We start from the raw sequence: 15802 nt of genomic DNA, 5'->3' as shown, positions 1-15802 counted from the left end.
TGAAAGCTATTCAGCAGCTTTAGGTGCCGCTTCCGCCGCGTCCTCGACTGCGTTCTCGGTTGCGGCAGCAGCCTCAGTTGCCTCGGCTTCCGTTTCTTCGGCCGCTTCTTCAGCCTGAGAGACCAGTTCGCGGAAAGCGTCAGACGCAGGGCTTGGCTCAGTCGACTCAATGGTCGGCAACGCTCCGTCTTGCTCGACCTTTGCCAGCTCGTGCTGGTGGAGCTTGGAAAGGTAAAGCCCGAATCCAAGAACGAAGAAGACGATAGCCGTATTCTTGGTCCACTTGGAAAGCACGCTGGAAGTCTCGGCGCCCAAGGCCGATTCAGCCATGCCGCCACCCATCGCAGCTCCTAGGCCACCATTCGCGTTTCCGCGCTGCATCAGAACCAGGAGGATCATGAAGAGAGAAACGAGGACCAGTACTACTGTGAGAAAGCCGTTGAGAAAATCCATAATGAGAGCCGGAGACAGTCGAAAAAGGAAATAGCCTTGTCAAGTACCGAAACCGACAAGCTGAGCCAATGTTCCCTTTAATAATGTAGCAGGCGCCCACCCCAAAAAAGGAGAGCCGGAAACGCGCCCTAGCGCTCCTCGAGGCCTATCCGGTCGAGAATGCGCTGCAAGTCGTCGTTGCCGGTATACTCGATCACGATCTTGCCCTTCTTGGGAGCATGCTTGAGCGCCACCTTGGCGTTCAGGTAGGAAACCATGCGCTTTTCGATGTCCTCGATCGCCGCCGCTTCGGCCGGAGTCACCGTCCGCCCGCCAGATTGCTTCCCCTTGCCGGAACGCTTGAGAGACTCGATCAAGCCCTCGGCCCCGCGCACGCTGACCCCTTCTTCGATGATGCGACGGGCGATCAGGGTCTGCTCCTGCTTCGCCTCCAAACCGAGCAAGACCTTCGCGTGACCGGTAGAGAGCAAGCCCGTGGAAAGATAGCCACGAACTTCGTCGGGCAAAGTGAGCAAGCGCAAGGAGTTGGCGATGGTCGCGCGCCCTTTGCCCACGCGTTCCGCCACTTGCTCTTGAGTCAGATCAAAATCCCTCAGCAAGCTTGCGTAACCCATAGATTCCTCGATCGGGTTCAGGTTCTCGCGCTGCAAGTTTTCGATCAGGGCCATGGAGGCCGAAGAGGAATCCCCTGCCTTGATGATACGAGCCGGGATCTTGCTGAGCTTCAGCATCTTGAAGGCTCGCAAGCGCCTCTCTCCGGCGATCAGCTGAAACCGACCGTCCACCTCGCGCACCACGATCGGCTGGATCAACCCCTCGCTGCGGATACTCTCCGCCAAATCGGTGAGTTGGCTCTCCTCGAACTCGCGACGCGGCTGGTGCGGATTGGGCTCAACCTTGGCCACCGCCAGCTCCATGAAATCCGGATTTCCTGCCGGCGCCTTCTCGGTAGCCGGAGCTGGCGCTTGGGCGACCGCCGGCTTCGCCTTGGCAGCGCCAGCAGCAGCCTTTTTCGCTGGCGCCTTGGAAGGAGCAGGCTTGGCAGCTGGAGAATCCGCTTTCTTTGCTGTGTTGCCGGAGATGAGGCCGGCTAGCCCTTTACCCAATCTGGGTTTCGCTTTCGCCATGTGTCGTGTGGGGATCTATTCGGATGCTTGAGGAATAAAGATTTTTTGTCCGACCTGAAGGAGTCGAGGGTCCGAGATCTTGTTGGCGTTTTGAATCCAGTCGACACGAGAATTCAACTTCTTCGCAATTCCCGCCAAGCTGTCGCCCGGAGCCACATCGTAGGGGATTCCCGTCTTGGGATAATTGTCCGGAAAATCGGTTTTCACGTTGGGATCCGGCTTGGAAACGGTCGGCACCGTCGCGACCGCATCTTGCACGTCCTTGGCAAACTTCTTCAGCTCGCGATTCACCATGGCGGTCAGCTCGCGCTGGATCACTTCGTCGCGAGCCGACAAGTCGGCAGCTGTCTTGCGCACGAGCTCGTTCACCTGAGCCACCGTTGCGTAGCTGCCGGACTGGCGAGCCGCCTTCGCCTCGAAGTCTTCCACCAACGCCCGCAAACGGGCATTCTCGCGGCGCATCTCATCCATCTCCGCCAACAAGCCGCGCATTTGCTCCATCATCAATCGCTGGTCCTCCATGATGTTGGCGACCTGGTACTGCAGATTGGTCGACTGCGCCTTCACTTGGAACGCGAGGCAAAAGGCGGCGAAGACGAGGGCGGCGATAAAGGGAAAGGATCGTGTCATGGTACTAAAATGCTGGGTAATTCTGATTTCGAAAACAAGCGTTTAGAGGATGCGGGAGCGCGCTTGTCGGGCGAATCTGCAGCTAATCGCGCGACAAGCCCGCTCCCACGACAAAAACCTACCCCTTGACGCGCTGGGAGGTCACAAGTTCCGACATCTCTCGCGATTCGAACATCGCATTCTTCGGCAGCTCGAAACCGCGGGCGAAATCCGCAGCGTCCAGCATCTTGCCCCCCGGACGTTGCAGCTTCTTCAACAGCAGCGACCCGGCGCCGCAAGCGATGCGCAAGCCACCCGCCTCAACCCCGATCACCGTACCGGGTTCGCCCGCGAACGACTGCGCCTCCGCGACGGCCAAGCCGAGCTTGATCGAGACATCTCCCAAGCGCGCTCGCGTCGCCGGCCACGGAAACAACCCGTTGATACGACGCGCCAAGACCGAAGCCGGAGCCTTGAAGTCGAGCTCGCCATCTTCCTTTACCAGTTTGCGAACAAAGCTCACTTGGGAGGCATCCTGCTCCACAACCTTCGCCTTCTCCGCATGCACCAGAGGCAGTCCCTTTTCCAAAAGCGGAGCGCAAGCCGCCGCAAGGCGAGCTTCAACATCAAGTGCCGTATCCTCTTCTCCGATACAGACTCGCTCGACATCCAAAACCGGTCCCGCATCCATCTCGAGCACGAGCTTCATCAAGGAAACGCCCGTTTCGCTGTCACCACTCGCCACCGCGCACTGGATCGGAGAAGCCCCTCGATACTTGGGAAGGAGAGACGTATGAAGATTCCAAATACCCAAACGTGGCGTATCGATGAGCTTTTGCGACAAGAGATGTCCATAAGCCATGACCAAGATGGAATCGACCTGCATCGCTTCGATCTCCAGCCGCTCCACCTTGCCCATCTTCTCCGGCTGGCAAACCGGCAGACCGTGTTCAAGGGCCCAAGTCTTGATTTCGTTGGGCACGACCTTCTTGCCGCGACCCCGCGGACGATCGGGCTGCGTGTAGACCGCGACCAATTCGATGTCGCCGCATCGCCCCGCAACAATCGCCTCTATTCCGGGCAAGGCGATGGGGTCAGAACCCATGAATATCATTCGATAACTCATAATAAAGGCAGGTAGGAAGCGACCTTCCGTCGCGACTTATGGGTCCAATCGCAGAGCAAGGCCGCTTCCCACAATCCTAATCTTCCTCCCGCACGTAGGGGTTCGTCTTGTTGACCAAGTCGAAAACCATGGGACAACCGTCCAACTCGAACTCTTGCACCAAACCCTTGAGCAGGAAGCGGCGATAGGAGTCGTCCAGCTTCTTGGCCTGGTTGCAGAAGATCTTGAAGCGATACGGATAGTTTCCGGTGTGCACCGCGTAGTAGATACGAAAACGCTTCCCATCCCGTTTCGGCGCGGGCAAGCGTTCCGACATCTTGTAGAGTTTGTTGTTCAAGCGGCCCGTCGGGATGCGACGGCTTTGGCGCTTGTTCAACTGGCGAGCGGACAAGAGGATTTTCTCAACGTCGATTCCCTCTTTCGCTGAAACGAAACGTATCGGAGAACCGGGTACAAAGAAGAGCTCGCGCTGGATGCCCTTCTCGAAAGCTTCTCGGAATTCCTTCTCGGTTTCGAAACCGTCGATTTCTTCCTTTTCCCACGCTTCCAGGGCAAGGTCCCACTTGTTGACTACGATAACCACCGGCTTGTTCGCCTTGGTCGCCTCGCCAGCAATCGCTTTGTCCTGATTGGTGGGTCCTTCCTTGGCGTCGATCACCATGAAGACCACATCCACTCCGCGAATAGCGTCCAAAGAGCGGACCCGAGAAAAGTACTCAACCGAAGAGTTCAGCTTGGTCTGCTTCCGAATACCCGCCGTATCGGTCAGCATGAAATGCCAATCCTCGCCGCGCTTCGACTTCCAAACGAAAGGCATTTCGATAGAGTCGCGAGTGGTCCCCGGAACGTCGCTCACGATGAAGCGATCGGACTGCACCAAGCAGTTGCTCAAGGAGGACTTGCCAACGTTCGGACGGCCGATGAAGCAAACCTTCAGGACCTTCTTGCCATCGTCCTCTTCCTTGATGGGAGGCCCCGCAACTTCGTCGCGCAGCTTTAAGATCGCCTTGCGTAGGGTACTGATTCCACGTCCGTGTTCCGCGGATACAAGGTGCGGTTCGCCGAAGCCGTAGCGATAGAACTCCTTGTCGTTGATGGCAGTGGTCTCGGTATCGACCTTGTTAACGATCAGCATTACCCGCTTCTCGCTGCGGCGAAGACGCTCGGCCATTTGCTTGTCCAGAGCCATCAAGCCTTCGCGTCCATCGACCACGAACAGAACCAAGTCCGCCGCGTCGATGGAGAAGTCGATCTGCCCCTCCACCGCGTTGACGATCTTGCCCGGCGTGTCGCTCATTCCCTCGAGCAGGCCCATGCCTCCCGTATCCATCAGCGTATAGCCATCGTCCAGATCACGGGTGATAACGTCGCGCGTGACCCCCGGCATATCGTGAACGATGGAAATGCGCTTGCCCGCCAATCGGTTAAAAAGGCGGCTTTTGCCGACGTTGGGTCGGCCTACGATTGCCACATTGAAGTTCATATCCAGAAAGTTGTTACGCGAGTTCGTTCGCCTTACTTGAGTTTGTTTACAAAGCGCTCGATGCGGTTGCAGGCCTCCACGATCTGATCGTAGCCGGTTGCGAAACTACAGCGAACGAAGCCTTCGCCATACTTGCCGAAAGCGGTACCCGGCACCATAGCCACGCGTTCCTCTTCAAGCAAGCGCTTGGAGAAGGTAACGGAGTCGAGCCCCGTAGAAGTGATGTTCGGGAAAGCGTAGAAGGTAGCGTTCGGATTGTGGCAGGTAAGCCCGATTTCATTGAAGCGACGGACCACGAGATCGCGGCGACGCTTGTAAGCTTGCCGCATCTTGGCCACCGCTTCGTCCCCGTTGCGCAAAGCTTCGATCCCAGCGTCCTGAGCCACGATCGAAGCGCACATCATAGAATACTGATGCACCTTCATCATCGCTTCCGTCAACGGAGCAGGCGCGCAGGCGTAGCCCAAGCGCCAGCCGGTCATGGCCCAGCCCTTCGAGAAACCATGCAAGAAAATGGTACGCTCCCTCATGCCTGGGAAGATCCCGATGCTCACGTGCTCCCCCTCGTAGGTCATCTCCGCGTAGATCTCGTCGCTGATGACCAGCATGTCCTTCTCGACCGCGAACTTGGCGATCTCCTCCAGCTCCTTGCGCTCGGCTACGCCACCCGTAGGATTACAAGGAAGATTGATCATCAGCACCTTGCAGCCGGGCTCCCATGCTTTCTTCACTTCTTCCGCCTTCAACGTAAACGCCGACTTGGCATCGGTCTTGATGGGCACCCCAACTCCGTGAGCGAGCAGGACCGTCGGATGATAGGAGACGAAACAAGGGTCTTGGTAGAGCACCTTGTCTCCTGGATTTATCACCGCCCTCAGGGCAATGTCCATAGCCTCGGAAACGCCCACCGCAACGAGCACTTCGTTGTTCGGATTGTACTGCAAACCAAAGTTACGCCCCACGTAAGCGGAGATTTCGCGACGCAACTCGATGAGCCCGAGGTTCGAAGTGTAGTGGGTGCGACCCTTCTCCAACGCATAGATCGCCGCCTCGCGTATGTGCCAGGGGGTGGTGAAGTCCGGCTCGCCGATGCCCAGCGAAATGACGTCCTTCATCGCCGCCACCAGCTCGAAGAAGTCGCGGATTCCCGAACGCGGGAGCCCGATAACATGATCGGCGATAAAACGGTTTTGATCTTGAGACATTGTATTTTTGGTTTTGGTGAAATGCAGCTCTCTTGCGGCTGCGTATTCGAAAATTGGCTACATATAGAAACTCGAAGAGCGGCGTGACTAGTGTCGCGGCCGCTCGAAAGGAGTCGAAATCTGCTTTCGCTTCCCGCTACGGCGTCACGTCGAGACGCGCCTTGTCTTCCGCTGGCTGCTCGATCAAGTAACCTTGTTCCTTGTACGCTCGCAGCATGAAGTGGGTCGCGGTGGAGAGAACGCCCTCGATGGTAGAGAGGCGCTCGGAGACGAAGCTGGCAACCTTGTGCAAGGAAGAGCCCTTCACCACCACCAGCAAATCGTAACCACCGGACATCAAGTAGCAGGATTCGACTTCGTCGAAACGGCTGATGCGTTGGGCCAAGCGGTTGAAGCCGCCGTCGCGTTCCGGAGAGATCTTTACCTCGATCGCGGCGCGAACCATCAGGGAATCGTCCTTCTCAGGATTGAGCACGGGAATCCAGCCGAGGAGCAGCTCCTTCTCCTTCAGCGCAGCCAATTGCAGCTCAACCTCCTCCTTCGACAGGCCCAATATTTCGGCCATTTGGCTTTCGTTGAGTCGCTCGCCCTCTGCTAGCAGCTTGAATACCTCGTTCATAATGGGCCGTCACATTGCGCGTTTCCCTTGGAAGATCCAGAAGGAAATTCGCTCTACCACTACGAGAGCCGACTACAAGCGCTAAAGGGGAATGACTCCTTGACGATAAGTTTACAAAATAGGATAAATTACACCCTCGAATACTTCATTAATACCTAGTATGACAAAGTCGTTCCTCGCCCTCCTCGCCGGTGTAGTAGTCGTTGCCAGCCAAGCTTATTCCGCCGAACCCACGGTTGCCGCGCTACACCTCAAGAATAACGCCGGCCCCAGCTTGGAAAGCTACTTGGGGGCCTTCGAAGATTCGATCAGCTCCCGCTTCAGCAGCGCCGGACTTCGCATCGTCAGCGCCCGTGGCGCCCTGGAGGCCTTCAGCGGCGATAACGATGCAGCGGCCGACAGCGTGACGGACGGCTCCAGCCTGCAGCGGGTCGCCCAAAACCTAGGGGCCGACTTCGCCCTCTCCGCCACGATCACCAGCTACAATAAGAACACCAAGAGCTTCGACTCCTACGGAGTGAAAGGAACGAACGAGATCCACACCCTGCGGGTTTCCTACCAGTTGCTCGATGTTGCTGACGGAGCGAGCGTGTTGGCCGACACCGTTTCCGCCCAAGCCACCATTCGCCAGACCGGCAACCTCAACGACGACGGAGGGAGCATGCTTCCAAATCTCCTCGACGAGGCCGCGAGCAAGCTGGCCACCGCATTCGCAAACAAGACAAAATCCACGGACATCGGGGCGATCGCAGCCAAGAAGAGCGAGAAGGAAGTCACCTTCACCCTCGCCATCACTTCCCAAACCATCGCCATCCCCTCCGTGACCGCCCGCGAAGACGGCACCTTCGACGTCAAGCCTTCCACCTACAGCGTGGAACCCGCGGACTTCACCGTGGAGCTCGATGGCCTCACCATCGGCAGCGCCGGCTCCGCCACCGAGTTCACCGCCCTGCCCGGCCTCCACCGACTCAAAATTACCCGCGAAGGCTACAAGGACTGGTCTCGCATGGTGAACATCCGCGAGGGCATGACGCTTAAGATCGAAGCCGCTCAAACCGCCGCCGAATTGGCGAAAATGAAAGAGCTCGTCTCCTACTTCCAAGGCTTGAGCAAACAAACCACCCTCAGCGCCGCCGAAGCGGAAGTCCTCAAAGGCAGAGCCCAAGCCCTACGCCAGAGCGGCTACCGCATCGATACGCAAATAAAGTCCGACTCCGTCGAGGAAACGGACCTGCACATCGGCGACACCCCGCAAACCCTCGACCTGCTCCGCGACGTCTTCAGCAACTAACTTCCTATGACCTCCTACCGAACTCTGATCACCCTCGCCGCCTGCGGCCTCCTTGCCACCGCGAGCCACGCTCAGCGCAAGACCATCGGCATCGCCGAGATCCAGACCAACGACGCCGTCGAGGCCAACGCCCAATCGAACGGCTACCTCGACTCGCTCAACCTCGTCCGCCAGTCCCTGAAGGACCAAGTCATCACCGCCCTAAACCAAACCCGTAAGTTCGAGATCGTGGCCCGCACCGACCTCGACTCCGTGATGAAGGAAATGGACCTCCAGAATTCGGGCCTCGTTACCTCGCCGCAGGCCAACGAGGTCGCAGCTGCGGAGTACCTGCTCGATATCGACATCGATAGCTTCCAAGACTACAAGGAAGAAGCCGAGTTCAAGAACATCGGCAAAGCTGCCAAGACTCGCATCATCCGCTTCTCCGTGATCGCTAAGATCTACGACCTTACCCAAGGAGGGAAGCTCATCGAGTCTGTCAGCGTGCAACGCAACGAACGCAAGATGGAAAAAGTAAACGACTTCGTGCAAGGGGACGGCGAGCTTTCCGACGTACTCATGCGCGACATCTCCGCCTCCATCGCCCAAGAAGTTTCCAACAAAGTCGCCGACCGCATCTTCCCTCCCAGAGTCATCGCCATCAGCGACGACCAAGCCACCATCAACCGAGGCGAGGGCACCGGCATCGCCGTCGGACAGATCTGGAAGGCCTACGCCCTCGGCGAGGAAATGATCGATTTCGATACGGGAGAAAATCTGGGACGCGAAGAAACCGAGGTCGGAACCATCGAAATCACGCAAGTCCTCCCCAAGTTCGCCAAGGGCAAAGTCCTCGCTGACTTCGGCATCGAGCGCGGACAGGTCTCCCGCCCCTACCAGCCCCAGCAATAAGCCATCCCCTTTCTCACATCCTCCAAACAAACCTGCTCTAGACAAATGAAACCACCTCTACGATTCGTAGCCCTCGCTACCATCCCCCTCCTCGCTTGCTCGCTCCATGCAGGCTTCAAGATCAAGAAACCCGCCTTCGGTGGCGGAGGCGGCGGAGCCGAGACATCTAAAGAAGAGTTCGTCGAACAATGGGTCGCCACCGACTTCGACAAAGCTCACGACACCGCCTTCGGAAACCTCACCAAAAACGGCGCCGAAAAGGATAAGATCGAATGGGGCATGGAAGCCTCCCTCGCCCTGCGGGCCGCCGGCGAATACCAGAAGAGCATCGATTTCTTCGATCGCGTTGACGAGCTTATCCTCGAGCACGACGCCGCCGCGGAAGTACAGGTGTCGAAGGAAGCCGCCTCGCTCTTCAGCAACCTGCGAGCCCTCCCCTACGACGGATTTTTCTACGAGCGAATCATGGTCTCGGTCTACAAAGGCCTGAACTACCTCAGCCTCGGGGACCGCGAAGCCGCCCGCGTCGCGTTCCGCCAAGCCTACGAACGCCAGCGCGACGCCGTCACGCAATTCGAGAAGAAGATCGCCAACGAGCAAGCGGCCCTCGACAAGGCAACCGACAAGAAGGACAAGAAAAACGCCGAAAAAATGGACAAGGCCCTGCAGGACGAGCGCGTGCAAGGAGCCCTCGAAGAAGAGTACCGTCGCATCAAGGAACTCGCCATCTACGCCGACTACGTGAACCCCTTCGCCGTATACCTCGACGGCCTCTACTACATGACCAACGGCGTGGATGCAACCGACTGGGAACGCGCCGCGCTCTCCCTCAGACGCGTCGCCGACATGAACGCCGGTCACTCCGACTTCGTAGAGCAAGACGTCGAACTCATCGAAAAACTTCTCACGGAAGAAATCTCCGAAAGCGACATCCCAGCCACCGTCTATGTCGTTTTCGAAACCGGACGCTCCGCTTCCCGCATTCAGAACGATGTGAAACTGCCCCTCGGCTTTCTCGTTCCAGAGCTGAACAACATCTCCTTTCCGCTCCCCAACTTGCAGGAAAACGACAACTACGACGAGCACCTGACCGTTCAAGTCGGCGACACGGAGCTGACGACCCAGCTCATCTGCAGCATGGACAGCGTCATCGCCAAGGAATTCCAAAACACCAACCCATCCGTAGTCAGCCGTACCATCCGCACCGTCGGAGCCAAAGCGTGGGCGACCGATAAGGCCTCCAAAAAGATCGGGGGACAATTCGGGCTCGCCGGGTCCATGCTGGCCGGAGCTGGCAAGAAGGCCTTCAACAAGGCCACCAACAAAGCCGACCTCCGCTGCTGGAGCGCCTTGCCGAAAGAATTCCAATCTGCCCGGCTTCCACTCCCCGAGGACGCCACCCTCACCCTCACGACCGCTGGCGGTCAGACAAAGACCGTAGAACTGAATGCGGACGCCCAATGCCAAGTCGTCTACGTGCAGACCATAAACAAGGGTGACGAACCAATGATCCAAACTTTCGACCTGCTATGAAATCCATCCTAATCACCCTCACCACCGCTTTCGCCCTTCTTTTCGCCGGCTGCGAGTCAACTGGAGTCAACACCGTCAGCTCCGCCACCGGCGGAACCGACTACGCCTGGTACACGCCAGATTCCGACACCCGCAAGCACGTCTTCGTCGAATCGGTCAACACCGCTAAAACCGAAGGCGGGATCACCAAGGTCCAAGTCGTGCTCAAGAACAAGGGCGGAAAGGAACGCGCCTTCAACTACAAGTTCGAGTGGCAGGACGCCAATGGGTTTGCAGTTCGCAGCGCGACCTCTACCATGAAGACCGTTCGCCTCATGCCGCAGGAAACGATCACCATCACCGGGATCGCTCCCAATCCGAAAGCCGAGGGCTACACCCTCAAGCTCGTTAAAACAACCTAGCCACCACACGGATGCTCAATTTGAAAAACGTCACTCGCCTCGCCCTCTGGGCTGTCGCCTCCTCCCTCGTCCTCGTCGGCACCCTCGAAGCCAAAAAGAAACCAAAGGACGACGACAAGTACATCGACTCCAAGGGCACCGACACCATCATCGACGCTTCCCGCATCGACGTACAGGATTGGGCCCAAGCGGCGGACTTGCTCACCTCTTCCCTGCTCGCCTCAGACGTGTTCGAAAAAACCGAGGCCGATCCCGACATCCTCGTGATCGGACGCTTCGTCAACGACACCACCACACAAGTCGATACCGACAACCTGATTAAAAAGATCCGCGTCGGCCTCAACGGCAGCGGCAAAGCCCTGACCACTACCGCCATGGCACACGGAGGAAAGGTCGAAGACGAAACCGCCGCCGAAGCCGCCGCTTACGCCGCCTACCTCGAAGGCGAAGAAGCTGACATCAAGCTCCCCACCCTTTCGCTGACCGGCAAACTCCTGGAAGACCGCGTTCGCGTGAAGAAAACCTACCAATCCACCTTCACCTTCCAACTCACCCTCACCCAGATCAAAACTGGCCTCGCCATCTGGGAAGACGAGGTACAGATCACCAAACAAGGCAAGAAGCCCTCCGTGGGCTGGTGAGCCGCCGCCCCAAGAATCAACTCTAAACCGAAAAGCCCGATCGCCAGCAGATCGGGCTTTTTCGTTCAGGCAACGCCGGTCCGAGCCGCCAGCGGCCCTACGCGCTTCGGACCTCCAACGATTTGCAAAATCCCGAGCGCATCAATTTGCCGCTAAGCAGGCTTTACCAACGCCCACAATGCCCTAACCTCCCCGCCTTATGTTCGAAAGCCTCACAGACAAGCTCACCAACGCCATGCGCCACTTGCGCGGCACCGCCAAGCTTTCCGAGGAAAACATGGCCGAAGCGCTCAAGGAAGTCCGCGCCGCCCTGCTTTCCGCCGACGTGCACTTCAAGGTGGCCCGCTCCTTCATCGAACGCGTCAAAGAGAAGTGCGTAGGCCAAGACGTCCTCAAGACCGTCACCCCGGGCCAGCAGATCATCAAGATCATCAACGACGAGCTCACCGCCCTCCTCGGAGAAGGCTCCACCGAACTTTCCAAGAAGAAGCCGCTCAAGATCATGATGGTCGGCCTGCAAGGCGGCGGCAAGACCACCACCTCCGCCAAGCTCGCCAAGGCCCTCAAGAAAGACGGCTACAAGCCACACCTCGTAGCCTGTGACGTCTATCGCCCCGCCGCCATCGACCAGCTCGAAACCGTGGCCCGCCAGATCGACGTGCCCTGCTTCGCCAAACGCGGCACTCCGGACGTTCCCGCCATCGGCGAAGAAGGTCTCTCCGTCGCCAAGGCCTCCGGCGACGACCTTATCATCTTCGACACCGCCGGCCGCTTGCAGATCGACGACCAGTTGATCGAGGAAATCAAGGAGCTCAAGCGCCGCGTCCAACCCGACGAAGTCCTGCTCGTCGTCGACGGGGCCATCGGCCAGGAAGCCGTCAACGTCGCCAAGACCTTTAACGAGGCCGTGCAGTTGACCGGTATCGTGATGACCAAGCTCGACGGCGACGCCCGCGGCGGCGCCGCCCTCTCCATGAAGGAGATCACGGAAGTCCCCATCAAGTTTGCGGGTACCGGCGAAAAGCTCGACGACTTCGACGTCTTCCACCCGGACCGTATGGCCAGCCGCATCCTCGGCATGGGCGACGTGGTTTCCCTCGTCGAAAAAGCCCAGGAAACGATCGACGAAAAAGACGCCGCCAACATGGCCGAGCGCATGATGTCGGGCGACTTCAACTTCGAGGATATGCTCAAGCAGTTCCGCCAAATCAAGAAACTCGGCTCCATGTCCTCCATCATGGGCATGCTGCCCGGCATGGGTAAGTTGGCCGGCAACATGGGCATGGACGACAAGGCGGAGAAGCAGATGAAACGCAGCGAGGCGATCATCCTCTCCATGACCAAGATCGAACGCCAAAAGCCTCAGCTTCTCAATTCCAGCCGACGCACCCGCATCGCCCGCGGCTCCGGCGTCAAGCTCGCCGAAGTCAACCAACTCATCAAGCAGCACATGCAGATGAAAAAGATGATGAAAAAGATGCAAGGCGGCGGGAAGAAAGCCGGCAACATGAAGAAGATGATGAAGCAAATGAAAGCTTCCGGCATGGACCCGAACCAAATGGGAGGCATGGGAGGAATGGGCGGCAGCATGCCCAACCTCGACAACTTGAAGTTCTAGGGCACCGCTGCAGCGCGGAAGCCGAGGGCCATACCCCGTAGCTCAGCCCGCGGCCTCGCTGCAGAGTTCGAACTCCGATTGCCCGCAAATGAAGAAGGCGACCCCGCGTGGAGTCGCCCTTCTAAGTTCAATGATCCAATCCGACTAGCGCGCTTTCACGCGGCGAATGTCGCTTGCGACGTAGCGCTGAGCTTTAGCCAGCGACCGCAGAGGACAGATCCTGCAGCGTGGACGCCGACTAAAGCTCGACGCTCCACTTGACGCATCACACGTCACTTAATCGCCGGTCGGCAATTCCGCTTGGTCGTCCGTCGCCTTCTTTTCGCGCATGGACGCCTTTGCCTTTTTCAGGGCGTCGCTCAAGGCGGTTCCCACCTTGCGGAAATCGACGTTGGCCGTAGAGCCAGCGTTCATATCCGTGCCGTAATCGTGCTCGCCCGCGAAGAATCGCTCTTCGGAGCGGGCCGTCACCTGAATATTGGCCGCCGCTACCGGATCGAGCTCGGCAAGACGAGCGAGACGTTGGCGTGGCTTCGGATCGAGCTTCTCGATCAAAAGGTCTAGATTGCGCACCTCGTAAGCCTGCGCGTTGACCGCTCCCAGCTCGATGACTTCCAGGTTGTCGAAGTTCATATGCGGAGCGAGCTCCTCCGCCGCGCGCTCGTTTTCCGCCTTGTAGGTTTCGAACAGCTCGTTGACGGTTGCCGCGTCAAAAGACTTGGTCCCGACCGTGGCGGATTCCGCAGGGGGAGCTTCCACTTCCTTGGATTCCGACTCAACGAGGGGAGAAACGTCCTCCGCCTCCTTGTCCTGAGCAAACAGGGATGCCGCTGAAAAAATTGAAGCGAAAACGAACGAGCTGAGGCACTTTGTCTTTGGCATAAGGCGTATGGGGCAGAGATTAGTGATTCAATGAAAATACCCTAAGGGTAAAAACTCCACTAAAAAACTAGGAGTTCCCTGAAGGAGCTTCCGATAGAGAGACTCTGACCTGCGAAATACGTTCAAGATCCTTCACGCCTGGCTCAATTTCCAGCGAACTGTTGAAGTCCAGGCAGGTCGCCCCCGTCTGGGCGAGAGCCTCGGCAGCGTTTTCTGGCGAAATTCCGCCAGCGAGGATCCAGCGCTTCTCTGGGTAACGCTCACGCATTTGCCTAAAAGACTCCCAATCGCTGAGCGATCCAGTACCGCCAAAGGTGCTGGCGTCCTTCTTGAAAGCGTCCCAAAGAAATCCGTCCGCAAACTCCATCCACCGCGGATCCAACTCGCCTTGCGGCGGCATCTTCGGAGCCAGCCAGAGACGCTCTTTCCCCACCAATTTCGACCAGGCCGGGATCTCTTCCGCCAAGCCCAGAGGGAAATGAATCTGAAAATAGTCGAAGCCAGCCCCCTCCAGCTGGGAGAGCGTGTAAAGGTCGGGAGCCACCGTCACCGCCACTTTCGGCACGTCCGGCAATCGCGGCTGAATGTCTCGGTACCGCTCGAAGCGAATGCAGCGAGGCGACTTCGGGTAGAAAATGAACCCCAGATAGTCAGCACCCGCCGCCGCCGCCGCCTGGGCGTCACGGGCGCGCGTGAGGCCGCAAACCTTGAACTGGATTCCGTTGATCATCCGCCAAGCTTACTGAAACGCATTTAGCTTTTCGATAACGTAATTGACCTCTTCATCCGTGAGTTCCGGCACGATCGGCAGGCTGAGGCAGGTTTTCGCCAACTCTTCCGCCACCGGAAAGTCCCCCTCCTTGTAGCCTAGGAAGTTGAAGCATGGCTGAAGGTGCAAGGGATGCGGATAGACGATATCGCTCCCGATTCCCTCCTCTGCCAAGTAAGCTTTCAGGCGGTCGCGTTCGGCATGTCTAATCGTGAACATGTGGTAGACCGATTCTCCATAGCGAGCAGGTACCGGAAGCGAAATGCTGGGATTTTCTATCCCTCCGAGGTAACAGCGGGCGATCCGTTGGCGACGCGCCGTCTTGCCGCGTAGGTGCGGAAGCTTCACATTGAGCGAAGCGGCTTGCAGCCCTTCCATTCGATTATTGTAGCCCACGAAATGGTTGAGGTAACGCTCCTTGGAACCATGGGCCCGCAAGACCTTGATCTTCTCCAGCAGCTCCGCATTGCGAGAAGTGACCGCCCCTCCTTCTCCCAAACCGCCGAGGTTCTTCGTCGGATAAAAGGAAAACGCTCCCGCGTCGCCAATGTCTCCAACCGTACGTCCATTGTATTGGGCGAGGTGGGCTTGGGCGGCGTCTTCCACAACCTTGATGCCGCGCTTTGCCGCGAGCGCGAGGATAGGCTCCATGTTCGCGGCCTGCCCAAAAAGGTGGGTCACGACAATTGCCTTGGTCTTGTCCGTGACGAGCTCTTCCAGCCCCTCCGGATCTAAAGTGAAAGTCTGCGGATTGATGTCGGCAAAGACAATCTTGGCGCCAACATACTGGGCGAACCAGGCGGAAGCGATGAAGGTAAAAGCCGGCACGATCACCTCGTCTCCGGGACCGATTCCCATAGCGAGCGCGATCAGGTGCAACGCTTCGGTTCCACTGCCCACGCCCACGCATCCCGCAACTTCTTGCACCTCGGCAAAACCTTGCTCGAAGGCATCTACATCCGGCCCCAGGCAAAAGCCACCATGGTCGAGCGTGTTTGCGAACGCCGCGAGCAACTCTTCCCTAAGCGGTTCGTGCGCCCGCTGCAGATCGATAAAAGGAACCTTCATCTCAAATAAAACATTCTCGTGGGAGCGTGCTTGTCACGCGTTCCCCTTACAACCAATCGCGTGACAAGCACGCTCCTTCAAAA

General features: G+C 58.0%; 16 protein-coding genes. 6 read left to right on the top strand and 10 right to left on the bottom strand.

Features of this window, described 5'->3' with window-relative positions:
- Positions 1 to 6: 6 nt before the first annotated feature.
- The 7 genes from secG to IEN85_RS21010 form a co-directional block, all read right to left on the bottom strand.
- Positions 7 to 453, bottom strand: a complete 447-nt coding sequence (gene secG / locus IEN85_RS21040; protein WP_191619072.1) for a preprotein translocase subunit SecG — start codon at positions 451 to 453, stop codon at positions 7 to 9.
- A gap of 128 nt (positions 454 to 581) precedes the next feature.
- Entirely contained in the window at positions 582 to 1580 is a 999-nt protein-coding gene (locus tag IEN85_RS21035) for a ParB/RepB/Spo0J family partition protein (protein WP_191619071.1), read from the bottom strand.
- Between the two features lie 15 nt (positions 1581 to 1595).
- Entirely contained in the window at positions 1596 to 2210 is a 615-nt protein-coding gene (locus IEN85_RS21030; RefSeq protein WP_191619070.1) for a LysM peptidoglycan-binding domain-containing protein, read from the bottom strand.
- Positions 2211 to 2328: 118 nt separating this feature from the next.
- Positions 2329 to 3315, bottom strand: coding sequence for a methionyl-tRNA formyltransferase (gene fmt / locus IEN85_RS21025; RefSeq protein ID WP_224772756.1), 987 nt, complete (start codon positions 3313 to 3315; stop codon positions 2329 to 2331).
- A gap of 76 nt (positions 3316 to 3391) precedes the next feature.
- Positions 3392 to 4798, bottom strand: coding sequence for a ribosome biogenesis GTPase Der (gene der, locus IEN85_RS21020; RefSeq protein WP_191619069.1), 1407 nt, complete (start codon positions 4796 to 4798; stop codon positions 3392 to 3394).
- A gap of 32 nt (positions 4799 to 4830) precedes the next feature.
- On the bottom strand, positions 4831 to 6003 hold the full coding sequence (locus IEN85_RS21015) for an aminotransferase class I/II-fold pyridoxal phosphate-dependent enzyme (RefSeq protein WP_191619068.1): 1173 nt from the start codon (positions 6001 to 6003) through the stop codon (positions 4831 to 4833).
- Positions 6004 to 6139: 136 nt separating this feature from the next.
- Positions 6140 to 6622 carry an Lrp/AsnC family transcriptional regulator gene (locus IEN85_RS21010; RefSeq protein ID WP_191619067.1) on the bottom strand — a complete coding sequence of 161 codons (483 nt, stop codon included), beginning with the start codon at positions 6620 to 6622 and terminating at the stop codon, positions 6140 to 6142.
- Positions 6623 to 6782: 160 nt separating this feature from the next.
- Here IEN85_RS21010 and IEN85_RS21005 point away from each other — a divergent pair, with 160 nt between their 5' ends.
- The 6 genes from IEN85_RS21005 (at position 6783) to ffh (ending at position 13000) form a co-directional block, all read left to right on the top strand.
- Positions 6783 to 7913, top strand: coding sequence for a PEGA domain-containing protein (locus IEN85_RS21005; protein ID WP_191619066.1), 1131 nt, complete (start codon positions 6783 to 6785; stop codon positions 7911 to 7913).
- A gap of 6 nt (positions 7914 to 7919) precedes the next feature.
- Positions 7920 to 8807 carry a CsgG/HfaB family protein gene (locus IEN85_RS21000; RefSeq protein ID WP_191619065.1) on the top strand — a complete coding sequence of 296 codons (888 nt, stop codon included), beginning with the start codon at positions 7920 to 7922 and terminating at the stop codon, positions 8805 to 8807.
- A gap of 45 nt (positions 8808 to 8852) precedes the next feature.
- Positions 8853 to 10340 (top strand): COG3014 family protein, encoded by a 1488-nt coding sequence (locus IEN85_RS20995; RefSeq protein WP_191619064.1) that lies wholly within the window; start codon positions 8853 to 8855, stop codon positions 10338 to 10340.
- Entirely contained in the window at positions 10337 to 10741 is a 405-nt protein-coding gene (locus IEN85_RS20990) for a DUF1425 domain-containing protein (RefSeq protein ID WP_191619063.1), read from the top strand. The genes IEN85_RS20995 and IEN85_RS20990 overlap by 4 nt, the downstream gene beginning before the upstream one ends.
- 11 nt (positions 10742 to 10752) lie before the next feature.
- A complete protein-coding gene (locus IEN85_RS20985; RefSeq protein ID WP_191619062.1) occupies positions 10753 to 11382 on the top strand; it encodes a penicillin-binding protein activator LpoB in 630 nt (209 codons plus the stop codon).
- A gap of 199 nt (positions 11383 to 11581) precedes the next feature.
- The gene (gene ffh / locus IEN85_RS20980) at positions 11582 to 13000 is read left to right on the top strand and encodes a signal recognition particle protein (protein ID WP_191619061.1); all 1419 of its coding nucleotides are present in this window, start codon (positions 11582 to 11584) and stop codon (positions 12998 to 13000) included.
- A gap of 276 nt (positions 13001 to 13276) precedes the next feature.
- On the opposite strand, the gene IEN85_RS20975 is transcribed toward ffh, so the two are convergent.
- From IEN85_RS20975 to IEN85_RS20965, 3 genes are all read right to left on the bottom strand, one after another.
- The gene (locus IEN85_RS20975) at positions 13277 to 13882 is read right to left on the bottom strand and encodes a hypothetical protein (RefSeq protein ID WP_191619060.1); all 606 of its coding nucleotides are present in this window, start codon (positions 13880 to 13882) and stop codon (positions 13277 to 13279) included.
- 67 nt (positions 13883 to 13949) lie between these two features.
- Positions 13950 to 14612, bottom strand: a complete 663-nt coding sequence (locus tag IEN85_RS20970) for a phosphoribosylanthranilate isomerase (protein ID WP_191619059.1) — start codon at positions 14610 to 14612, stop codon at positions 13950 to 13952.
- A gap of 9 nt (positions 14613 to 14621) precedes the next feature.
- Positions 14622 to 15719, bottom strand: a complete 1098-nt coding sequence (locus IEN85_RS20965; RefSeq protein WP_191619058.1) for a DegT/DnrJ/EryC1/StrS family aminotransferase — start codon at positions 15717 to 15719, stop codon at positions 14622 to 14624.
- Positions 15720 to 15802 lie beyond the last annotated feature (83 nt).

It is taken from the genome of Pelagicoccus enzymogenes (assembly GCF_014803405.1).
GTDB classification, from domain to species: domain Bacteria; phylum Verrucomicrobiota; class Verrucomicrobiia; order Opitutales; family Opitutaceae; genus Pelagicoccus; species Pelagicoccus enzymogenes.
The sequence above is the reverse complement of the archived record's forward strand: the minus strand, read 5'-3'. Positions and strand labels throughout refer to the sequence as shown.

Coding starts and splice junctions, on each gene's coding strand:
- secG (WP_191619072.1), bottom strand. CDS start 453: ATGGATTTTCTCAACGGCTTTCTCACAGTAGTACTGGTCCTCGTTTCT.
- IEN85_RS21035 (WP_191619071.1), bottom strand. CDS start 1,580: ATGGCGAAAGCGAAACCCAGATTGGGTAAAGGGCTAGCCGGCCTCATC.
- IEN85_RS21030 (WP_191619070.1), bottom strand. CDS start 2,210: ATGACACGATCCTTTCCCTTTATCGCCGCCCTCGTCTTCGCCGCCTTT.
- fmt (WP_224772756.1), bottom strand. CDS start 3,315: ATGAGTTATCGAATGATATTCATGGGTTCTGACCCCATCGCCTTGCCC.
- der (WP_191619069.1), bottom strand. CDS start 4,798: ATGAACTTCAATGTGGCAATCGTAGGCCGACCCAACGTCGGCAAAAGC.
- IEN85_RS21015 (WP_191619068.1), bottom strand. CDS start 6,003: ATGTCTCAAGATCAAAACCGTTTTATCGCCGATCATGTTATCGGGCTC.
- IEN85_RS21010 (WP_191619067.1), bottom strand. CDS start 6,622: ATGAACGAGGTATTCAAGCTGCTAGCAGAGGGCGAGCGACTCAACGAA.
- IEN85_RS21005 (WP_191619066.1), top strand. CDS start 6,783: ATGACAAAGTCGTTCCTCGCCCTCCTCGCCGGTGTAGTAGTCGTTGCC.
- IEN85_RS21000 (WP_191619065.1), top strand. CDS start 7,920: ATGACCTCCTACCGAACTCTGATCACCCTCGCCGCCTGCGGCCTCCTT.
- IEN85_RS20995 (WP_191619064.1), top strand. CDS start 8,853: ATGAAACCACCTCTACGATTCGTAGCCCTCGCTACCATCCCCCTCCTC.
- IEN85_RS20990 (WP_191619063.1), top strand. CDS start 10,337: ATGAAATCCATCCTAATCACCCTCACCACCGCTTTCGCCCTTCTTTTC.
- IEN85_RS20985 (WP_191619062.1), top strand. CDS start 10,753: ATGCTCAATTTGAAAAACGTCACTCGCCTCGCCCTCTGGGCTGTCGCC.
- ffh (WP_191619061.1), top strand. CDS start 11,582: ATGTTCGAAAGCCTCACAGACAAGCTCACCAACGCCATGCGCCACTTG.
- IEN85_RS20975 (WP_191619060.1), bottom strand. CDS start 13,882: ATGCCAAAGACAAAGTGCCTCAGCTCGTTCGTTTTCGCTTCAATTTTT.
- IEN85_RS20970 (WP_191619059.1), bottom strand. CDS start 14,612: ATGATCAACGGAATCCAGTTCAAGGTTTGCGGCCTCACGCGCGCCCGT.
- IEN85_RS20965 (WP_191619058.1), bottom strand. CDS start 15,719: ATGAAGGTTCCTTTTATCGATCTGCAGCGGGCGCACGAACCGCTTAGG.